An 18253-nucleotide genomic window follows, 5' to 3' on the forward strand; every position below is an offset into this window, starting at 1 on the left:
CGATGACAGAGTGCTGAGCAAGTGCACAGCAGCACGTGACCCCACACAGAGCAGAGGTTCGCATGGCAGGGCGGTTAGAGGGCAAGGTCGCATTCATCACCGGTGCGGCGCGTGGACAGGGTCGCGCACACGCCGTGCGGATGGCGCAGGAGGGCGCCGACATCATCGCCGTCGACATCTGCAAGCAGATCGACAGCGTGCTGATCCCGCTGGCCAATCCCGAGGACCTCGCCGAAACCGCCGACCTGGTCAAGAATCTCGACCGCCGGGTCTTCACCGCCGAGGTCGACACCCGTGACTTCGACGGCCTCAAGGCCGCCGTCGACGCCGGCGTCGAGGAGTTCGGCAGGCTCGACGTCATCGTGGCCAACGCCGGCATCGGCAACGGCGGCCAGACCCTCGACAAGACCAGCGAGGGCGACTGGGACGACATGATCGCCGTCAACCTGTCCGGCGTGTGGAAGACCGTCAAAGCCGGTGTGCCGCACATCATCGAGGGCGGTCGCGGCGGATCCATCATCCTGACGAGTTCGGTCGGCGGCCTCAAGGCCTACCCGCACACCGGTCACTACGTCGCCGCCAAGCACGGTGTCGTCGGCCTGATGCGCACCTTCGCCGTGGAACTCGGCGCCCAGAACATCCGCGTCAACTCGGTGCACCCCACCAACGTCAACACACCGCTGTTCATGAACGAGCCCACGATGCGGCTCTTCCGGCCGGACCTCGAGAACCCGGGCCCGGACGACATGAAGGTGGTCGGCCAGATGATGCACACGCTGCCCATCGGCTGGGTGGAGCCCGAGGACATCGCGAACGCGGTGCTGTTCCTCGCCTCCGACGAGGCGCGCTTCATCACCGGTGTCACGCTGCCCGTCGACGGTGGCAGTTGCCTCAAGTAGCGACGTAGCCCGATGCCCGCCGACGATCCGCAGCCCGGCGGACTCGAGAAGTTCAGCGCGACCGTCACCCGGCAGGTCGTCGAGCGGGTGGGACCCGTCCTGCGCTCCTGGTTCCGCGCCGAGACACACGGTCTCGACGCGTTTCCCGCGACCGGCGGCGCACTGGTGGTGTCCAACCACTCCGGCGGGATGCTGACGCCGGACGTGCTGCTGTTCGGCACCGCCTTCTACCGCCGCTTCGGCTACGACCGGCCCCTCGTCACGCTCGCGCACTACGGCGTCGTGATGGGGCCGCTCGGCGACCTGATGCCCAAGGTCGGGGTGATCGAGGCGAGCCCCGAGAACGCCGCCGCCGCACTGGCCTTCGGTGGCGTGGTGCTGGTCTTCCCGGGCGGGGACTACGACTCCTACCGTCCGACCCACCAGGATGCGGTCGTCGACTTCGGCGGCCGCACCGGATACGTGCGCACCGCGATCGACGCCGACGTGCCGATCGTGCCCGCGGTGTCGATCGGCGGCCAGGAGGGCCAGCTGTTCCTCACCCGCGGCAACCGGCTGGCGAAACTCCTCGGTCTGCCGAAGATCCGGATGGACATCCTCCCCGTCACGTTCGGCTTCCCGTTCGGCTTCAGCGTCCTGATCCCGCCCAACATCCCGCTCCCCACGAAGATCGTCACGCAGGTCCTCGAGCCGATCGACGTGGTGGCACGGTTCGGACCCGATCCCGACGTGGCCGAGGTCGACGTCTACGTACGGTCGATGATGCAGTCCGCGCTCGACGAACTGGCGCGCAAGCGGCGCTTCCCGATCATCGGCTGACCCCGTGTGGGTCCCCGGTGACACGACGGCGCTACCCATCCCCGCCGACCCCGCCGCACTCCTCGACGGCGGCACGCGCTTCCTCACCGACGCCTTCCGCCGGTTCGGCTCGCTGTCGGAGGACGACGAGGTCGCCGCCGTCACCGGAGTCGTCGACGTCGCGGGTGGCAGCACCGGACGCAAGGTGATGCTGACGGTGGACTATCGGACGCCGGGCCCGAGCACGGAGCTGTTCGTCAAGTTCTCCCGCGACCTGACCGATCCGGCGCGCGACCACGGCCGCACCCAGATGGCGCCCGAGGTCGCGTTCGCCGCGGCCTCCTCCCGACCGGACTTCCCGATCACCGTGCCCGCCGCGATGTTCGCCGACTACCACCGCGAGTCCGGCACCGGGATCCTCGTCAGCGAGCGCATCCCGTTCGGACGCAACGGAATCGAGCCGCAGCACCTCAAGTGTGCCGACTACGACATGCACGATCAGATCGGCCACTACCGTGCGTTGATCACCTCGGTCGCGCGGCTCGCCGGGTCGGACCGTGCCGTACCGCTCGTCCACGATCTCGACGCGGACGAGCCGTCGGTCGGCGAACCGCCGATGCTCGACGGCGAACGTCTGCTCCGTCGAATCGACCGGCTCGCCGACTTCGCGGACGCCCATCCGGGCCTGCTGCCCGACCACCTGCGGACCGCGGCGTTCCGCTCGGGTCTGCGCGACCACCTCCCGCGACTGCTGGCCCACGAGGGACGCATCTGGCGGGAACTGCGTGCCCACCCCGGCCTCGTCGCACTCTGTCACTGGAATGCCAACGTGGACAACGCATGGTTCTGGCGCGGACCCGACGGGCACCTCCGCTGCGGTCTGCTCGACTGGGGCGGTGTCGGCCGCATGAACGTGGCCATGGCGATCTGGGGCGCGATGTCCGGCGCCGAGACCGCGCTGTGGGACGAGCATCTGATCGACCTGTGCAGGGCGTTCGGCGACGAGTTCGTGCGCTGCGGCGGCGGGTCCATCGACGTCGACCTCGTGGTGAGCCACGTGCTCCTGTACGCGTCGGTCATGGGCATGACGTGGCTGCTCGACGTGCCCGCTCACATCCGCTCCACGGTTCCCGCCCTCAGCGCGGCCACCACCCGGACCGACGCCTCCATCCGGGACGTGGAGAGCGTGCGCTGCCGGCTGCAGATGCTGACCAACGTGCTCAACCTCTGGCACACCCACGGCCTCGGTCGGATGCTCGACCCGTTCGAGGCCTGACCTCACGGCGTTGGGTTTGCCAGGATCGACCGCTCCGGCGGCAGATCCCCGGTCATGTGCGTCTCCTATGAAATGGTGGCGCACTCCTGGAATGCGAATAGATTGGAACTCGTAGCCGCCGGAACGATTCGCCGGAGGCACCGAATACCACCGCATTACCTACCCAGGGAGAAACAAAATGAAGATCCGCTACATGGCCACGCTCCTCGCCTCCGGAGCGGCCGCCGCCGCCATCGCCGCCGCACCCGGAGCCATGGCCGCGCCCATCACCGACATCACCGCCACCGGATCGACCATCACCCAGCGTGACGGTCACGTGCACATCGATGCCAGCCCCGACGCGGTATCGCCGCCGCGCAGCTACGGCCAGTTCTCGTCGCCGGCGCCGTTCATGTTCTTCGACTGACCCCGTGCGCGTGGGGGCGCGAGACCACCCACCGCGACACCCAGAGCCGCGGAACCGTTCCGAAATGGAACGATTCCGCGGCTCTTCGCATTCACCAGAAATGGCCGTCATGCGAATTCACGGACGAATGTCGAGTGACGATCGCGACATTCCATGAATTCGATATGAGTCCGGTTTAAACGAAATGTGTGCGTTCGACATGAAGGACTTGCCGGGCGCGACGGCCACCGGTATGGCCGATACAGATGTTTGCCGGAGCCGATCGGCGTCAGGCCTTCGACCGGCGGCCGCCCGGCCCCGGCGCGGTACCGATCACGCGGTCGGTGGCCAGGACGCGGATCTCGTCGTCGGTGAGGCCGAGGCCCGCGAGCAGAGCGCGGGTGTGCTCGCCGAGCAGTGGCGCCGGGGACCGGTGGAACGACGCCGGCCCGTTCTCCAGTCGGATCGGCAGCGTGCTGTGGGACGCCGTCGGGTTGACCGGATGCTCCACCCGCTCGAAGAATCCGCGGTGCGCCAGCTGGTCGATCTCCGTCTGGCGGTGTGGTTGCATCACCTTGGCGACGGGGACGCCCGCGGCGCACAGTGTGTCGACCACCTCGTCGCCACTGCGGGACGAGCACCACGCCGAGAGGTGCTCGTCGATCGCGTCGTGACCGCTGCGCCGGCCGGCCGCGTGACGCAGCGCCGGATCCTCGGCCCACGCGGGCCGGCCGATGGCCCCGCACAGCGCATCCCACTGCTGGTCGGTCGCCACCGCGACCGCCACCCAGCAGTCCTCCCGGCCGAACTCGTCGACGCCCGCCACCCGGTAGAGGTTCTGCGGTGCCGCGGCGCGCCCGCGATTCCCGTCGCGGTGCAGCAGTGCCCCGTAGGCGGTGTACTCGATGACCTGTTCGGCGGCGACGTTCAGTGCCGCGTCGACCATGGCCGCCTCGACGAGCACCCCCTCCCCCGTGCGACGCCGATGCTCCAGGGCGAGCTGCAGCGCGATCATCGCGTGGATGCCCGCGTTGGGGTCGCCGATCGAGTACGGCTCGTAGGGGTTGCGATCGGGATACCCGGTGCGCCAACTCAACCCGGACGCGTCCTCGATGATGTAGGCGAACGCGGGATTGTCGCGCCACGGTCCGTCCAGGCCGAAGCCGGGCATCCGCAGCATGACGATGTCGCTGCGGAGCTCGCGGACGGCGGCGAAGTCCAAGCCGATCTGGTCGATCACCCGCGGGGTGAAGTTCTCCACGATCACGTCGCAGGTGGACACCAGGCGCCGCAACACGTCCCGGCCCGCGTCGGTCTGGAAGTCGAGCACGAGGCCCAGCTTGTTCGTGTTGAGTGCCGAGAAGATCGGGGACCGTTCCCACCACTGGTCCTCGGTCGCCGGGATGCCCGCGATCAGGCGCGTGCCGTCCGGGCGGGCCGTCGACTCCAGGTGGATCACCTCGGCACCGAGCATCGCGAGCGCGTGCGTGCACGACGGGCCCGCCCAGAACGTGGTCATGTCCAGCACGCGGAGGCCGCTGAACGGCAACGGGTCTCGCCGGTCCGCGGCCGCGGCAGTCCGCCTGGACGCACCGGGTGCGGCTCCGACCTCCCCGGTGTGTTCGCCCAGCCGTGGCGCCGGCCGCGGTGGCCGCAACGCGATCCCGCGCAGCCGGTAGGGGTGGTTGGGTTGGACGAAGTCGCCGCGTGGGTTGGGCACGAATGCGCCGCGCTCGACGTAGTGGTCCAGCGTGGTGACGTTCGCGCCGTTGCCCACCGGCGAGTTCGGGATGCGGAACGCCGAGGCCAGGTCCCGGACCTCGTCGACCTTCTGCTCCCGCAGCCAGGCGTAGAGGTCCTCGGCGTGCAGGTTGGCCTGCTCGGTGATGGTCAGCGACGACTCCTCGTCGATCCACTCGTCGTGGCCGGACATCGCGCACAGGTCGAACCACTGCTGCGCGGTGCCGCAGCCGAGCGCGACGAGACCGTCGGCGGCCTGCGCGACCCCGGGCACGGTCGGCCTGCGCTCGGTGCGCCACGGGCGGCCGAGCATCTCCTGGTAGGTCACCGGATAGTAGGTGAGGCCCAGTATCTGGACCTCGAGCATCGACAGATCGATCAGCTCGCCCGTACCGTCGCGCAGCCCCCGGTGGCGGAACGCCAGCGTCATCGCTGCCGCGTAGGCGCCGGCCAGCCAGTCGCCCACCTGTCCGCCGACGTGGACCGGCGCCCGATCCTGGGAACCCCGGCCGATCCCGATGGCCCCGCCCGACCAGGCCTGCAGGGTGAACTCGGTGGCCGGCCGGTCCCGCCACGGCCCGGTGAGGCCGAACGGCGTGATCGAGGTGACCACGAGGTGGGGGTGACGGCGGTGCACCGCGTCGGGGTGGAACCAATCGTGCTCGGCGACGAGGGAACCCCGTGACCAGACGACGGCGTCGGCGATGGCGAGCAACCCGTCGACCAGGGCGAGGTCGGCGGGATCGGCGGGATCGGCGACCATGCTTCGCTTCCCGCCGGACAGGAAGGCGAACAGGGCGCCGTCTCCCGCGGTGTCCGCGCCCGAGGCCGACCAGTCGCGCAACGGATCGCCCTGGGGCGCCTCGACCTTCACGACGTCGGCGCCACCGTCGGCGAGCAGCTTGGTGCAGTAGGCGCCCGGGACGCCGGTGGACAGGTCGACGACGACGTATCCGTCGAGAGGGGCCGTCACGGGTCGACTACTTGGACTTCTTGCGATTCTTCTTGCTGAGCCGGAAGTCCGGTGGGAACTTGTCGTCGTTGGCGTTGACCGCCGCCGACAGACCGGTGTCGATGGACTCCATCATGTCGAGGTCATTGGCGTCGTCGTTCGCGACGCCGCTGCCCATCGACTCGAAGAACGCACTCAGGAGGCTGCCCATGTACTCGCCCTGGTGCTGCTTGTAGATCTCGAAGAAGACCTTCTGCATGTAGACGGTGTCGACGGGGCGGTTCCGGGCACAGGCCAGCGCGTACTTCTGCGTCTCGGCCTCGAGGTCGTCGCGGGCGACCACCTTGTTGAGGAAGTTGCACTTCTCCATGTCCTCGGCCGTGAACGGCCGCCCGGTGAAGACCATCTCCTGGAACTTGCGCAGCCCCATCATCTGCACCCAGGTCCACATGCGCGGACCCCACCCGTAGTAGCGGAACGACGGGTGACCGAACAGCGCGTCGTCCGAGGAGATGACGAGATCGGCGTCGGCGCACTGGTAGAAGTGCCAGCCGTAGCAGTACCCCTTGGCCTCGACGATGCTGATCTTCTTCAGTTCCTGCAGCGGCCGGTTGCCCGCCTGCACGTTGGCGTACCAGCCGCTGATCGTGGCGCCGTTGCGGAACGTGTTCTTCGGTGGATAGTTGACGCCGAGACCGGGATCGTCGACCCGCAGTTCGCGCAGCCGCTTCTCCGGTTCGTCGATGCCCTCCGTGAATTCGGGCAGATCGGCTCCGCTGCCGAGGTTCTCACCCACGCCGCGGATGATCACCACCTTGACGTCGTCGTCCACGCTCGCCGCCCGGACCACGTCGGCGTACCGCAGCCGGGCATCCGAGGTCGGCGCGTTGAGGAAGTCGGGCCGGTCGAACGTGATGGTGGCGATCTTGGTCGCCGGGTCCTTCTCGTAGCGGATGATGTCCTCGGCCGCCGGCCGCTTGTTCTTCGCCATGTCCGTTCTCAGATCGATCCGACGGACGCGCTGCTGCGCGTGCTGCTGGACGTCAGCACCTCCGGGGCGTCCTCGGTGATCAACACCGCGTCCCTGCTGAACACCGCACCGACGCCGACCTCCCACACGTACCCGGTGACCGCGAGGACCATCCCGGGTTCCAGCCGCTCCTGCGCGCACGTGACCGGCAGGTCGGCGGAGATCACCGGCGGATCGAAGCCGAGCCCGAGCCCGTGCGCGACGGGGGTGGCGGGCAGCGCCTCGCCGGCCGACTCGTAGGCGTGCAGCAGGTCGATGGCCGCGCCGCCCGGGCGACAGGCCCCGAGGAGCCTGTCCCACAGCGCATCCGAGCGGGCGAACAGCGCGTCGGCCCCCGGCACGTCGCCGACCGGCACCGTGCGGCCCACCTCGCCGACGTAGCCGTCGGCGAGTGCGCCCGCCGTGAGCGCGACCAGATCGCCGTCCGAGACCCGGCCGTCGCCCTCGTCACGCCGCCACGAGTGGTCCCTGGGGGTGATCCACGCGCCGTCCTGGGTGGCGGGGGTGGTGACGCCACCGGCGGCCATCGCCTCCATCATCACCCCGGTCAGGGACTGTTCGGTGATGCCGGCCACCAGTTCGCGACGCGCCGCGTCGAGCGCCGTCTCCGCGATTCCGAGGGCGCCGCGCAGCACCGCGATCTCGGCGGGGGTCTTGATGCGTCGCGCCGCGCGCAGCGCCGGTTCCGCGTCGACCAGTTCGGCGTTCGGAAACGCCAGCGGCAGGAGCTGCGCGAAGGTCGGTGTGAGGGAGTCGGTTCCGACGCGTCGCACCGTCGCGGCACCGGGCAGTGCCCTGAGCACCTCGACGAGCGTCATCGGATTCCACGCCAGGCCGTACAGGTGGTCGTGGCTGATCTCGTCGGGGATGCCCTCGTCCCACGTGCTGTTCAGATGGATCTCACCGGTGGACCGGATGACCTCGCAGATGGGTCCGAACGGCCGGGTGCCCGCGACCCAGAGTTGCGGGGCGCCGGTCACGTACCGGACGTTGGCCTGACGTCCCAGCACCAGGACGTCGATGTCGTGGGCGTCCATCTGTGCCAGCGCACGGTCACGGCGGCCCCGGCGCAGTTCGGCCGGATCGGGCAGGATCTCCAACGCCATCGGTCAGCTCCTTCCGTACGGCGCGTAGGGGTAGTCCGTGATCGACTGGTAGCCGTCCTCGGTGATGACCACGATCTCCTCGCTTCGGTAGCCACCGGTGCCGTCCTCCCAGACCACCGGCTCCAGCACGAGCATCATCCCGGCGGGGAAGACGAAGTTGTCGTCGAACTCACTCCCGAGATCCGTTCCGATCATCGGCATCTCGGCGGCGTTGGTGCCGATGCCGTGGCCCAGGTAGAAGTGCGGCAGCCAGGGCTTGGTGCCGCCGTTGGCGGCGATCGCGGCCCGCGCGAGGTCGCCGCACGTCGCGCCGGCCCGCGTCACGGCGAGCACGGCGTCGAGAATGCCGCGCCACGACTCGAACTGCCCGTGCTGGCGGTCGGTGACGTGGTCGCCGACCACCCAGGTGCGGCCGAAGTCGGAGCAGTAGCCCTGGTAGGTGATGCTGACGTCGGTCCACAGGACGTCGCCGTCGAGGAGTTCGCGTTCGGTGGTGAGCAGCGGCAGGGCCAGGTCGCCGGTGGTGGTCCAGACGTTGCCGCTCACCCTGGTGGTGGGCATGACCTGCCAGATGGCCTCGAGCATGTTGGCGGTGGCGCCGAGTTCGAAGGCCCTCCGGACGAAGGCCGCCGAGAGGTCGACCTGCCGGACGCCGGGTGCCAGGGACCGCTGCACGTCGGCCGCGGCCTCCTCGGTGATGCGGCAGGCCTTGCGGATGCAGGACACCTGATCCGGCGTCTTGACGAGTTTGGCCGGTCCGACCACCTGGGCGGCGTCCGACGGCGGTCCCGCCGGGAACAGCCTCGTCCCGGCGCGCCGCATGGCACCCGTCAACTCGTCGACCGCCACCGCACCGCCCGCGGGCACGAGGTCGGCGAGCACGCTCGCCAGCCGGTCGACGCCCTCGTCGAACTCGAGGTAGAGCGGCGGGTGCACGTGATCGGCGGGCACCTCGACGTGCGAGTTGGATCCCTCGCGCAGCGGCAGGAAGACGTGGGGATGCGGGTCGTCGACGAGGACCACGGCCACCGGCCGCTCGACGTGGGACAGGCCCGCGTCGAGCAGCGGCCAGCTGACGCCGGTCGCGTAGACGACGTTGCCGTTGCCTAGCAGGACGAGGGCGGCGATGCCCTTGTCCCGCATGGCGTCCCGCAACCGGGCGCCGCAGTCGCGGTACATCCGGGCGCGGTCGGGCAGGTCGGGGATGTCGAGCGTCGATCCGATCGTGCCCGGGATGGTCGCCGTCACGCGATGCCCAGGAACTTCTGGACGTTGGTGCTGACGATCTTGGCCGCGTTCTCCGGCCCGACGGCCCGCACCACCGACGCGAGCGACTTCTCGGAGTAGCCGTAGGTGCTCTCGTTGTGGGGGTAGTCACTGGACCACATGACGCGGTCGACGCCGATCTCGTCGATGAGTCGCAGGCCCAGCGGGTCCACCATGAACGAGGCACTCATGTGGTTGTCCCAGTAGTGGCGTGGCTCGTGTTCGAGTTGGTGATTGAACATGTGGCGGTAGGAGGCCAGCATGTGTTCGGCGTCCTGCAGCGCCGTCGGCACCCAGGCGATGCCGCCCTCGAACCAGCCGACCCGCAGCGCGGGGTGGCGGTCGAGGATGCCGGAGAACACGTACTTGGCGAACTGTTCGCGGAACGAGTCGACGTTGACCATCATCCCGACCACCACGCTGTTGTTCTGGCACGGCGTCTTCGGCGGGGTCTCGCCGATGTGGTGGGTGACCGGCACGCCGGAGTCCTCGATGACGTCCCACACGGCGTCCATCTCGGTGCTGCCGTAGTCGTAGATGTTGCCGTCCTCGTCCTTGCCGGGATTGAGCGGCAGCAGGAACGTCTTGAGGCCCAGCGACTTCAGTTCGGTCAGCGTGCTCTCGGTGCCCCGTGGGTCCCACCAGTTGATCAGGCCCACCCCGTAGAAGTGGCCGTTCGACCGCTCCTGCAGATCGGCCATGACCTCGTTGTAGATCCGGAACACGCGCTCGCGCAACGCCTTGTCGGGGTAGTGGAACAGTGCCAGCACGGCGTTCGGGAAGGCCAGTTCCTTCTCGATGCCGTCCTCGGCCAGTTCGCGGATCCGCGCCTCGATGTCGTTGGTCGCGGCGCCGGCGAGATCGTCGTACTGCATGAGCACGCGGCCGAAGTCACCACCGGTCCACGCCTTGCCGTTCATGCCGACCATGTAGGCGCCGTTCTCGTACCAGATCCGGGGCGCGGCACCCTTCATGTCGTCCGGGAACCGGTCGTAGAAGATGTCGTCGGCGACCGAGATGTGGTTGTCGGCCGAGAACACCACGGTGCCCGCGGGCAGGCCGTAGTCGCCGGTGGCGTGTCCCTTGCGGTGCTTGGGCGCTCCGAAGCCCTCGGGCGGGTACAGGGACGGCGCTTCAGTGGTCGCGGTCATCGTCGACACTCCAATCGGGCTGGTCGTGCGGGGCTGAGGCTGTGGGGCAGTGCGGTGGTCACCACGTGACCGGAAGTTCGTAGACGCCGTACGCGAGGCGGTCGTGCTTGAACGGCACCTGATCGAACGGGATGGCGAGTTCGAGCGTCGGGATGCGACGGAGCAGCGTGTGGAACACGATCTGCAGCTCGGCACGGGCCAGCTGCTGTCCGACGCACTGGTGCCGGCCGTAGCCGAAGCCCAACTGCTGACCCGCGTTCCGGGTGAAGTCGAGCCGGTCCGGCTCGGGGAAGGCGGCGCCGTCCCAGTTGGCGGGCGCGAGGTCGATGATGATGCCCTCGCCCGCACGGATGGTCTCGCCGCCGATCTCGATGTCCGCCGTCGCGACGCGACGCTGCCCGTTCTGGATGATCGACAGGTAGCGCATCAGTTCCTCGGCGGCGTTCGCGATGAACTTCGGATCGTCGGATTCACGCAGCAGCGCAGCCTGTTCGGGGTTCTGGAGCAGTGCCAGCACGCCGATGCCGATCATGTTGGCCGTGGTCTCGTGGCCGGCGATCAGCAGGCCGGTGCCGAGTTGGGCTGCCTCCTTGACGCTGATCTCCCCCGCGGTGACCCGCTCGGCGAGGTCGGACACCGCATCCTCGGACGGCTCGGCCATCTTCTGCTCGACGAGATTGATGAGGTACTTGTGCAGGCTCATCGCGCCCTTCTGCCCGTCCTCGGCAGAGGCGTAGCGGGCCAGGCCCACGTTCGCGTGGTGCTGGAAGAACTCGTGGTCGGCGTACGGCACGCCGAGCATCTCGCTGATCACAGTGGTGGGCACCGGCAGGGCCAGTCCGGCGACCACGTCGGCGGGGCGGTCTCCGGCGAGCATCGTGTCGATGCACTCGTCGGTGACCGCCTGGATGGCCGCCCGAAGCCCTTCCACCCGCTTGAAGGTGAACGGCTTGGACAGCATCCGACGGAAGCGGGTGTGCTCCTCGGCGTCGGCGGTGAACACCGAACGCGGCCGCTTGTCGACGGTCGAGAGCATGTGCTCGTTCCAGTGCGGGAATCCCTCGATGCGGTCGTCGACGCTGACCCGCGGATCGGCGAACAGGGTGCGCGCCACCTCGTGCCCGGTGATGAGCCAGGGCGTACTGCCGTTCCAGATCCGCACGCGCGACAGCGGTGCGACGTCGTTCATCTCGAGCATCTCGAGCGGTGGCGAGAACGGGCAGCGGGCGGCGCGCTCCATCGGGTACTCGGGCGCCTCGGCGGACACGTGGTCCTTGGCGAGCGTGTCAGTCATCGTCACTCCTCGATGTGGATGGCCATGGCCGGGCATGCCGCGGCGGCGTTGCGGGTGTCTGAAGTCCTGTCCGCACCCGGGCTGTCGGTGAGCAGTTCCACGACGCCGTCGTCGTCGCGCTGGTCGAACACGTCGGAGGCGTTCATCACGCACATTCCGGACGAGACGCATCTGTCCTGATCGACGGTCACCTTCACGGGACGTCGACCTCTCGCGTCACCGGCGCCAGCCACACGCCGACGATGGCGTCGATGAGGCCCGATCCCGCTGCCTGCCAGGACGTCCGGGCCACGGTGGCGCCGTTGGCCAGCGCCCGCTCGCGGTCGGCGCAGCTGTGCATCAACAGGTTCCTGGCCATGATGTTGCGCTCGAAGCGGATGTCCGTCGGCACGTCCGGCAGGCAGGCGTTGATCCCGTCGACCACCTCGACGAGCGACCGCGAACTCAGCGCGTCCTTGACGACGATGCCGTGGTAGGCCGGATCCGTCATGGCCTGGGCGGCGAACCGGGCGTACCAGGTGGGGTTGCCCAGTGCCGCGAGATGATCGGTGAGGGGCCGCACCAGGCAGGCCACCCAGTCGCGCAGGTCGGTGGACCCGTCGGCCGCGGCGACCATGGACTCGCGCAGCTCCTCGACCGGTGCACGGTGTCGCTGCTCGATGGCACGGACCAGATCGGTCTTGGTGCCGAAGTGGTAGCCGACGGCCGCGTTGTTGCCTTGGCCCGCAGCCTCGCTCACCTGCCGGTTCGAGACCGCGAACACGCCGTGCTCGGCGTAGAGCCGCTCGGCGGCGGTCAGGATGGCCTCTCGCGTGGTGCTGGCCCGGTCGGCCCGCGGGGCCTTCGTGGTGATCACCGTCACGTCTTCAGTCAACGCGGCTCGCCTGATTAAGTCAAGCAATTGATTTAAATGATGATCCTCGGCCGGGCGCACCTGCACCGAATCGATCACGCCGTGCCGGACCCGTCCCGACTCTGCCTGCGCACCATCACCTTTCCGGCGACCGTGCCACCGTCGACGGGCAGCACCGTGCCCGTGACGTAGCGCGAACGGTCCGTGGCGAAGTAGAGCACCGCCTCGGCGACGTCGCTCGCGGCACCCTCGCGCTTGAGTGGCCGGTCGTCGCGCATCTGCTGGCGGATGCGCGCCTCGAACTTCTCGAGCCGCTCGCGGTCCTCGTCGGTGGCCGCCGACCGCAGGATGGGCGTCGGGATGTTCCCCGGCGCAATGCAGTTGACCCTGATCTCGTAGTGCGCCAGCTCGATCGCCGCGGACTTGCTGAACTGGATGATCGCGGCCTTGGACGCGCGGTAGCTGGCGACGCCACCGCCCGCGAGGATCCCCCCGATCGACGCCATGTTGATGATCGCGCCGCCCCCGTGCTCGGCCATGTGGCGTCCGGCATCCCGCGTGCCTGCCATCACGCCGAGCAGGTTCACCCGCATGACGCTGTCGAACTCGGCGAAGTCCTCGTCGAAGAGACCCTTCTTCAGCGGGCTGGACCGGCCGGCGTTGTTCACCATCACGTCGAGGCCGCCGAACTCGTCGACCGCGCGCGCCACCACGCGGGCCACGTCGTCCTGCTCGGCCACGTCGGTGCGCTGGAAGACGGCGGTCTCGCCGAGGTCGGCGGCCAGCGCCTCGCCCAGGTCGGTCTGCACGTCGGCGATGACGACGCGCGCGCCCTCGGCCACGAACCGCTCGACGATGCCCCGCCCGATGCCCGACGCGCCACCGGTGACGACGGCGACCTTGCCCTCCAGTTCCGCGCTCACGACGACGGGCTCCCTTCGAGGAAGTTCAGTAGTAGGTGGTTGACGGCCTCGGGCCGTTCGATCTGGGGGCAGTGCCCGGCACCGTCGACGACGGCCGACACTCCCCCGGCGATGCGGCCGGCGACGTCCGCGGCCCAGCCACTCGCCAGGAGTTTGTCCGCCGCCCCCTCGATCACGAGGGTGGGCACGCCGATCCGCTCGTAGGCACGGTCGGCCGAGGGCGTCGGCGGCGGCGCCGCACCCGGGCGTCGGAACCGCGCCGCAGCGATCGCCTCCCAGGCGCCTGGCATGGTGCTCGACTCGTGGCGGCGGGCCACGTAGGCGTCGTCGTCGGCCCAGGCGGGCCCGGCGAACAGCGCGGTGACGATGCGGCGCATCGCGGGAACCGTTGCGTCGTAGTCGTAGAGCGCGTCGGCGTGCTCGTTGCGCTGGATGTCGCCGCCGCCGCAGATCAGGGTCAGGCTTCGGACGGGCAGGAGAGGCGACGCGGACGTGCTGTCGGTCAGCAGGTTGATGGCACCCATCGAGTTGCCCACGAAGTGCGCCGACGTGACGCCCAGCGTCTCGCAGAAGCGGGCGACGTGGCGGATGCGCATGCCCCGACCGTCCACGAAGTCCACCACCTTGGCGGAGTGCCCGTAGCCCAGCATGTCCGGGGCGAGCACCCGGTGACGTGCCGCCAGCGCGCCGATCGTGCACTCCCAGCCGAGGTCGGCGCTGGCCCCGAACTCCCCTCCGTGCAGCAGCACGACGGGATCGCCCGCACCGGCCTCCAGATAACCGGTGACCAATCCGTCGACGAGCACGGACCGGCGGACGAACTGCGTCGCCGTCACGCCGCCCGGACCGACCCGGCGACCAACTGCATCGCGAGCATGTCGAGTTGGCCGCTGATCGTGTCGTCGACCAGTTCGCCACTCTCGCCCCAGATCTGGTCGGCGGAGTTGATCGCGACGCCCAGCGGGGTGGGCCACGCCCGCAGCGCATGGCCGATGACGCGCAGCTGCCCGAGCGTCCCGACCGCGGCCTGCCAGCCGTAGGCGCAGCTGATGCACCCCCACGGCGTGTTGTCGAGGTACACCCTCGCGTCGCCGCGCAGGTCCTCGATGTAGTCGAGGGCGTTCTTCACCAGGCCGGACACCCCGCCGTGGTAGCCGGGCGACCCGACCACGACGGCGTCGGCGTCACGCAGTGCGGCGACCAGCGCGACGGCCTTCTCGGTGCGGACCGGCTCGTGCGGGTTGTACATCGGCAGGTCGATGTCGTCGCCGCAGAACAGCGCGGTCCGCCCGCCACGCTGCTCGACCGCCGAGAGACAGTGCCGCAGCGCGCGTTCGGTGGAGGAGTTGGTTCTCAGCGTGCCGCCGAGTCCGACGACGAGCGGCTGTCTGCTGACTGTCACGGGTGCCTCACTTGATCGCGATGGGATTGACGGGCGCGCCGACCGCTCCGACCACCTTGAGCGGCGGTGCGATCAGCTGGAACTCGTAGACGCCGTCCTGCCTGCAGTCCTCGGCCAGTGCGGCGAGGTTCCAGTACTCGCCGAGCATCAGGCCCATGTCCCGCAGGCAGAGCATGTGCATGGGCAGGAAGGTGCCCTCGACGCCGTTGGCCGGATCGGGGTCCTCGACCATCAGGTTGTCGGCCGCGACGGCGGCGACGTCGTGGTCGTGCAGCCACGACGCGCACGTCCAGTCCAGACCCGCGCCGGCCTCGCCGCCGTCGCCGGTCTGGAGGAAGCGGGTCCACCACCCGGTGTGGACGACGACGACGTCACCCGCGCCGATGGTCACGCCCTGCGCCGCGGCGACGTCGTCGAGTTCCGCGGGCGTGATGGGGTTGCCCGGCGCGCAGAACACGTCCTCGCCGCGATGGGCGACGACGTCCAGCAGCACCCCCCGCGACGTGATGCCCTTGACGTCGACCTTGTCGATGCCGCAGTGGTAGGCACCGAAACTGGTCACTGAGTCGGCGGGGAAGCCGTTGTACAGCTTGTCCTCGTAGTACACGTGCGACAGCGCGTCCCACTGGGTGGCGGCCTGGAGCGGCATGATGATCATGTCGTCGTTGAAGCGGAACGGGTTGTCGGCGAAGAACGCGCTGACGTCGCTCGCGACCGCGTTGCGCAGCCACTGCGGGCCGTACCGGACGAGGGTCTCGGCGTCGCCGCCGTCGACGGTCATCACGTGCACCGGGTTCTGCCGGAACGTGAACGCGCCCTGCGGCCCCGAGGAGCCGAAGTCGCCGCCCAGCGGGATGACGGTCCCCTTGGTGACCGTGGCCGCGGCCTCGGCAACCTTCTCGGCGGTGATGAGGTTCAGGGTGCCCAGTTCGTCGTCGTCACCCCACCGGCCCCAGTTGCGGACGTCGTCGGCGACGCGGCGGAAGTCGTCAAGCGTTGCCATGGTCGGGCCCTCCGGCTCGTGCGCGGGCGTCGGCGAGATCGCCGAAGACGTTCTCCGCGACCGTACCGCCGTCCACCCACAGCACCTGCCCGGTGACGTAACTCGCTGCGGCGCTGTTGAGGAACACCAGGGCGGCGGCCTGCTCGTCGGGCCCGGCGACCCGGCCCAGGGGTGTGCGGAACGAATCCAGGAAGTCCTGACCGTAGGCCCCGCGCAGCTGGTCCAGGATGGGCGTGTCGGTGACGCCGGGTCCGGTGCAGTTGATGCGGATTCCCTTGGCGCCGAGCATGCCTACGTTGGCCATGCCGTACAGGATCAGCGCCTCCTTGGACAGCCGGTAGCCGCCGTCGGCGAGGGCGTCGGGGTGGCGCTCGCACCAGGCCACGCCGTCGGGCATGGTCGCCGTGTCGAGCAGGCCCGCGGTCACGGTGGCGTTCTCGCGGTACCGGGACGCGGCGAGGGAGGAGACGCTCGCGATCGCCGACCCCGGCGGCATCGCCGGGATCACGCCCTCGGTGAACCGGCGGGTCCCCAGGAAGTTGATCGTGACCACGCGCAACGGATCACGGATCCCCGACGACACCCCGGCCACGTTGAACAGTCCGTCGACGGGGCCGCCGGCCGCGATGACGGCGTCGTCGATCGAGGCCGGGTCCGACAGGTCGAGCCGGTGGAACTCGTCGAGGTCGAGCGCCGGCGACGTCACGTCCAGACCGACGACGTGCGCGCCGAGCGCACCGAGCTGCGCGACGAGTGCGGCGCCGATGCCCGACGCGCACCCGGTGACGACGACGCGCCGCCCGGCGTATCCCAGCAGATCGTCGGATGCGGTCACGGGCCCGCTCAGCTCACGGCTTCCCGGGCGTCCCTCTCCTGCTGGGCCGCCTTCACCCGGCCCTCGTTGATCTCGGCCATGGCCTCGGGAATCTCACCAGCGGTGAACTTTCCGCCCTTGCCGGTGGGCAGCCCGCCGAAGGCGTAGGTCTCGTCGAACAGCGGCGCCTCCGACGGCCGGCGGCGGGCCTCGACCTTCTCGAGCACCGGCGCCAGTCGGGTGGCCTTGGCCGCGACGGCCTTGGCGTCCCGCTCGATGAACTCCGGCAGCACCTCCCGGCCCATGATCTCGATGGACTCCATGGTGCCCTCGTGGCTGCGCGGGTTGAGCAGCAGGATGATCTCGTCGACGCCGCTGGCCTCGTAGCCGCGCAGGAACTCCCGCACGGTGTCCGGCGAGCCGATGGCGCCGCGGCCGGGCCCGTACGCGAGCGTCGGATCCTCCTTGACCGCATCCTGGTACAGGTCCCAGACGCCGGTGCGGCCGGGCGTGTGCATCCCGGTGAGGTAGTAGTGCATGATCCCGAACGAGAAGAACCCACCACCGGTGCCGAGGCGCTTGAGGGCCTCGTCGTCGGACTTCGCGACCATCATCGACAGGTCGCCGCCGATGGCCAGGATGTTGGGGTTCATCGCCGGTGTCACCGGCGCACCCTCCTCCTCGAAGGTCCGGTAGTAGCCGTCGACGCGGTCCTTGAGCGCCTCGGGTCCGGTGTACGCGAAACTCAAGGCGCCGATGGCCTTCTGGGCCGCCATCTGCACCGACGAGGGCCTGGTGCACGCGACCCAGACCGGCGGGTGCGGCGACTGCAGCGGCTTGGGGATCACGTTGCGGGCGGGCATCTCGACGTGCTCGCCCTTGAAGCCGCTGAACGGCGCCTCGGTCATGCAGCGGATGGAGACCTCGAGCGCCTCCTCCCACATGGTGCGCTTGTCGGCGGGGTCGATGTCGAAGCCGCCCAGTTCCGCGACCGACGAACCCTCACCGGTGCCGAACTCGACGCGGCCGTTGGACAGGTGGTCGAGCGTGGCGACGCGTTCGGCGATGCGGGCCGGGTGGTTGATCGGCGGCGGGAGGTGCATGACGCCGAAGCCCAGCCGGATGTCCTTGGTGCGCTGGCTCGCCGCGGCGAGGAACATCTCCGGCGCGGTGGAGTGGCAGTACTCCTCGAGGAAGTGGTGCTCGGTCAGCCAGACGGTCGAGAACCCTGCCTTGTCGGCGGCCTCGACCTCGTCCAGACCGTGCTGGAACAGCTGGTGCTCGTCGCCGTCCGACCACGGCCGGGGAAGCGGGAACTCGTAGAACAGTGAGATCTTCATCATTACCTCCGATAGGTGTTG

Annotated in this window: 18 protein-coding genes; 4 read left to right on the forward strand and 14 right to left on the reverse strand. The window is 69.4% G+C overall.

What is annotated here, in order from left to right:
• The first annotated feature begins 62 nt into the window (after nucleotides 1–62).
• The 4 genes from AC1MEY_RS13875 to AC1MEY_RS13890 all read left to right on the forward strand — a co-directional run bounded on the left by AC1MEY_RS13875 (nucleotide 63) and on the right by AC1MEY_RS13890 (nucleotide 3379).
• On the forward strand, nucleotides 63–899 hold the full coding sequence (locus tag AC1MEY_RS13875) for a mycofactocin-coupled SDR family oxidoreductase (protein WP_480231164.1): 837 nt from the start codon (nucleotides 63–65) through the stop codon (nucleotides 897–899).
• 12 nt (nucleotides 900–911) lie between these two features.
• The gene (locus AC1MEY_RS13880; protein WP_480231165.1) at nucleotides 912–1718 is read left to right on the forward strand and encodes a lysophospholipid acyltransferase family protein; all 807 of its coding nucleotides are present in this window, start codon (nucleotides 912–914) and stop codon (nucleotides 1716–1718) included.
• Between the two features lie 4 nt (nucleotides 1719–1722).
• Nucleotides 1723–2973 (forward strand): hypothetical protein, encoded by a 1251-nt coding sequence (locus tag AC1MEY_RS13885; RefSeq protein ID WP_480231166.1) that lies wholly within the window; start codon nucleotides 1723–1725, stop codon nucleotides 2971–2973.
• Between the two features lie 178 nt (nucleotides 2974–3151).
• Nucleotides 3152–3379: a hypothetical protein gene (locus AC1MEY_RS13890; RefSeq protein WP_480231167.1), complete on the forward strand. Its 228-nt coding sequence runs from the start codon at nucleotides 3152–3154 to the stop codon at nucleotides 3377–3379.
• A gap of 268 nt (nucleotides 3380–3647) precedes the next feature.
• Here AC1MEY_RS13890 and AC1MEY_RS13895 read toward each other — a convergent pair whose 3' ends face one another.
• The 14 genes from AC1MEY_RS13895 to AC1MEY_RS13960 form a co-directional block, all read right to left on the reverse strand.
• Nucleotides 3648–6071 (reverse strand): CaiB/BaiF CoA transferase family protein, encoded by a 2424-nt coding sequence (locus tag AC1MEY_RS13895; RefSeq protein WP_480231168.1) that lies wholly within the window; start codon nucleotides 6069–6071, stop codon nucleotides 3648–3650.
• Nucleotides 6072–6078: 7 nt separating this feature from the next.
• Nucleotides 6079–7041: an enoyl-CoA hydratase/isomerase family protein gene (locus tag AC1MEY_RS13900; protein ID WP_480231169.1), complete on the reverse strand. Its 963-nt coding sequence runs from the start codon at nucleotides 7039–7041 to the stop codon at nucleotides 6079–6081.
• A gap of 8 nt (nucleotides 7042–7049) precedes the next feature.
• Nucleotides 7050–8186, reverse strand: a complete 1137-nt coding sequence (locus AC1MEY_RS13905; RefSeq protein WP_480231170.1) for a M24 family metallopeptidase — start codon at nucleotides 8184–8186, stop codon at nucleotides 7050–7052.
• Between the two features lie 3 nt (nucleotides 8187–8189).
• Nucleotides 8190–9365, reverse strand: coding sequence for a M24 family metallopeptidase (locus AC1MEY_RS13910; RefSeq protein WP_480231476.1), 1176 nt, complete (start codon nucleotides 9363–9365; stop codon nucleotides 8190–8192).
• A gap of 65 nt (nucleotides 9366–9430) precedes the next feature.
• Nucleotides 9431–10603: an amidohydrolase family protein gene (locus AC1MEY_RS13915; RefSeq protein WP_480231171.1), complete on the reverse strand. Its 1173-nt coding sequence runs from the start codon at nucleotides 10601–10603 to the stop codon at nucleotides 9431–9433.
• Nucleotides 10604–10661: 58 nt separating this feature from the next.
• Nucleotides 10662–11897, reverse strand: coding sequence for a cytochrome P450 (locus tag AC1MEY_RS13920; RefSeq protein ID WP_480231172.1), 1236 nt, complete (start codon nucleotides 11895–11897; stop codon nucleotides 10662–10664).
• 2 nt (nucleotides 11898–11899) lie between these two features.
• Nucleotides 11900–12094: a ferredoxin gene (locus AC1MEY_RS13925; RefSeq protein ID WP_480231173.1), complete on the reverse strand. Its 195-nt coding sequence runs from the start codon at nucleotides 12092–12094 to the stop codon at nucleotides 11900–11902.
• A complete protein-coding gene (locus AC1MEY_RS13930; RefSeq protein ID WP_480231477.1) occupies nucleotides 12091–12750 on the reverse strand; it encodes a TetR/AcrR family transcriptional regulator in 660 nt (219 codons plus the stop codon). Before AC1MEY_RS13930 ends, AC1MEY_RS13925 begins: the two co-directional genes overlap by 4 nt.
• Nucleotides 12751–12845: 95 nt before the next feature.
• Nucleotides 12846–13673, reverse strand: coding sequence for an SDR family NAD(P)-dependent oxidoreductase (locus AC1MEY_RS13935; protein ID WP_480231174.1), 828 nt, complete (start codon nucleotides 13671–13673; stop codon nucleotides 12846–12848).
• Nucleotides 13670–14509, reverse strand: a complete 840-nt coding sequence (locus AC1MEY_RS13940; RefSeq protein ID WP_480231175.1) for an alpha/beta fold hydrolase — start codon at nucleotides 14507–14509, stop codon at nucleotides 13670–13672. The genes AC1MEY_RS13935 and AC1MEY_RS13940 overlap by 4 nt, the downstream gene beginning before the upstream one ends.
• Complete coding sequence (locus AC1MEY_RS13945) at nucleotides 14506–15075, reverse strand: NADPH-dependent FMN reductase (RefSeq protein WP_480231176.1); 570 nt, start codon at nucleotides 15073–15075, stop codon at nucleotides 14506–14508. Before AC1MEY_RS13945 ends, AC1MEY_RS13940 begins: the two co-directional genes overlap by 4 nt.
• Before the next feature lie 7 nt (nucleotides 15076–15082).
• The gene (locus tag AC1MEY_RS13950) at nucleotides 15083–16078 is read right to left on the reverse strand and encodes a cyclase family protein (RefSeq protein WP_480231177.1); all 996 of its coding nucleotides are present in this window, start codon (nucleotides 16076–16078) and stop codon (nucleotides 15083–15085) included.
• Nucleotides 16065–16913 carry a coniferyl-alcohol dehydrogenase gene (locus AC1MEY_RS13955; RefSeq protein ID WP_480231178.1) on the reverse strand — a complete coding sequence of 283 codons (849 nt, stop codon included), beginning with the start codon at nucleotides 16911–16913 and terminating at the stop codon, nucleotides 16065–16067. Before AC1MEY_RS13955 ends, AC1MEY_RS13950 begins: the two co-directional genes overlap by 14 nt.
• 8 nt (nucleotides 16914–16921) lie before the next feature.
• Nucleotides 16922–18232: an LLM class flavin-dependent oxidoreductase gene (locus AC1MEY_RS13960; RefSeq protein WP_480231179.1), complete on the reverse strand. Its 1311-nt coding sequence runs from the start codon at nucleotides 18230–18232 to the stop codon at nucleotides 16922–16924.
• Between the last annotated feature and the right edge of the window lie 21 nt (nucleotides 18233–18253).

The organism is Mycobacterium sp. PTI7, assembly GCF_056679845.1.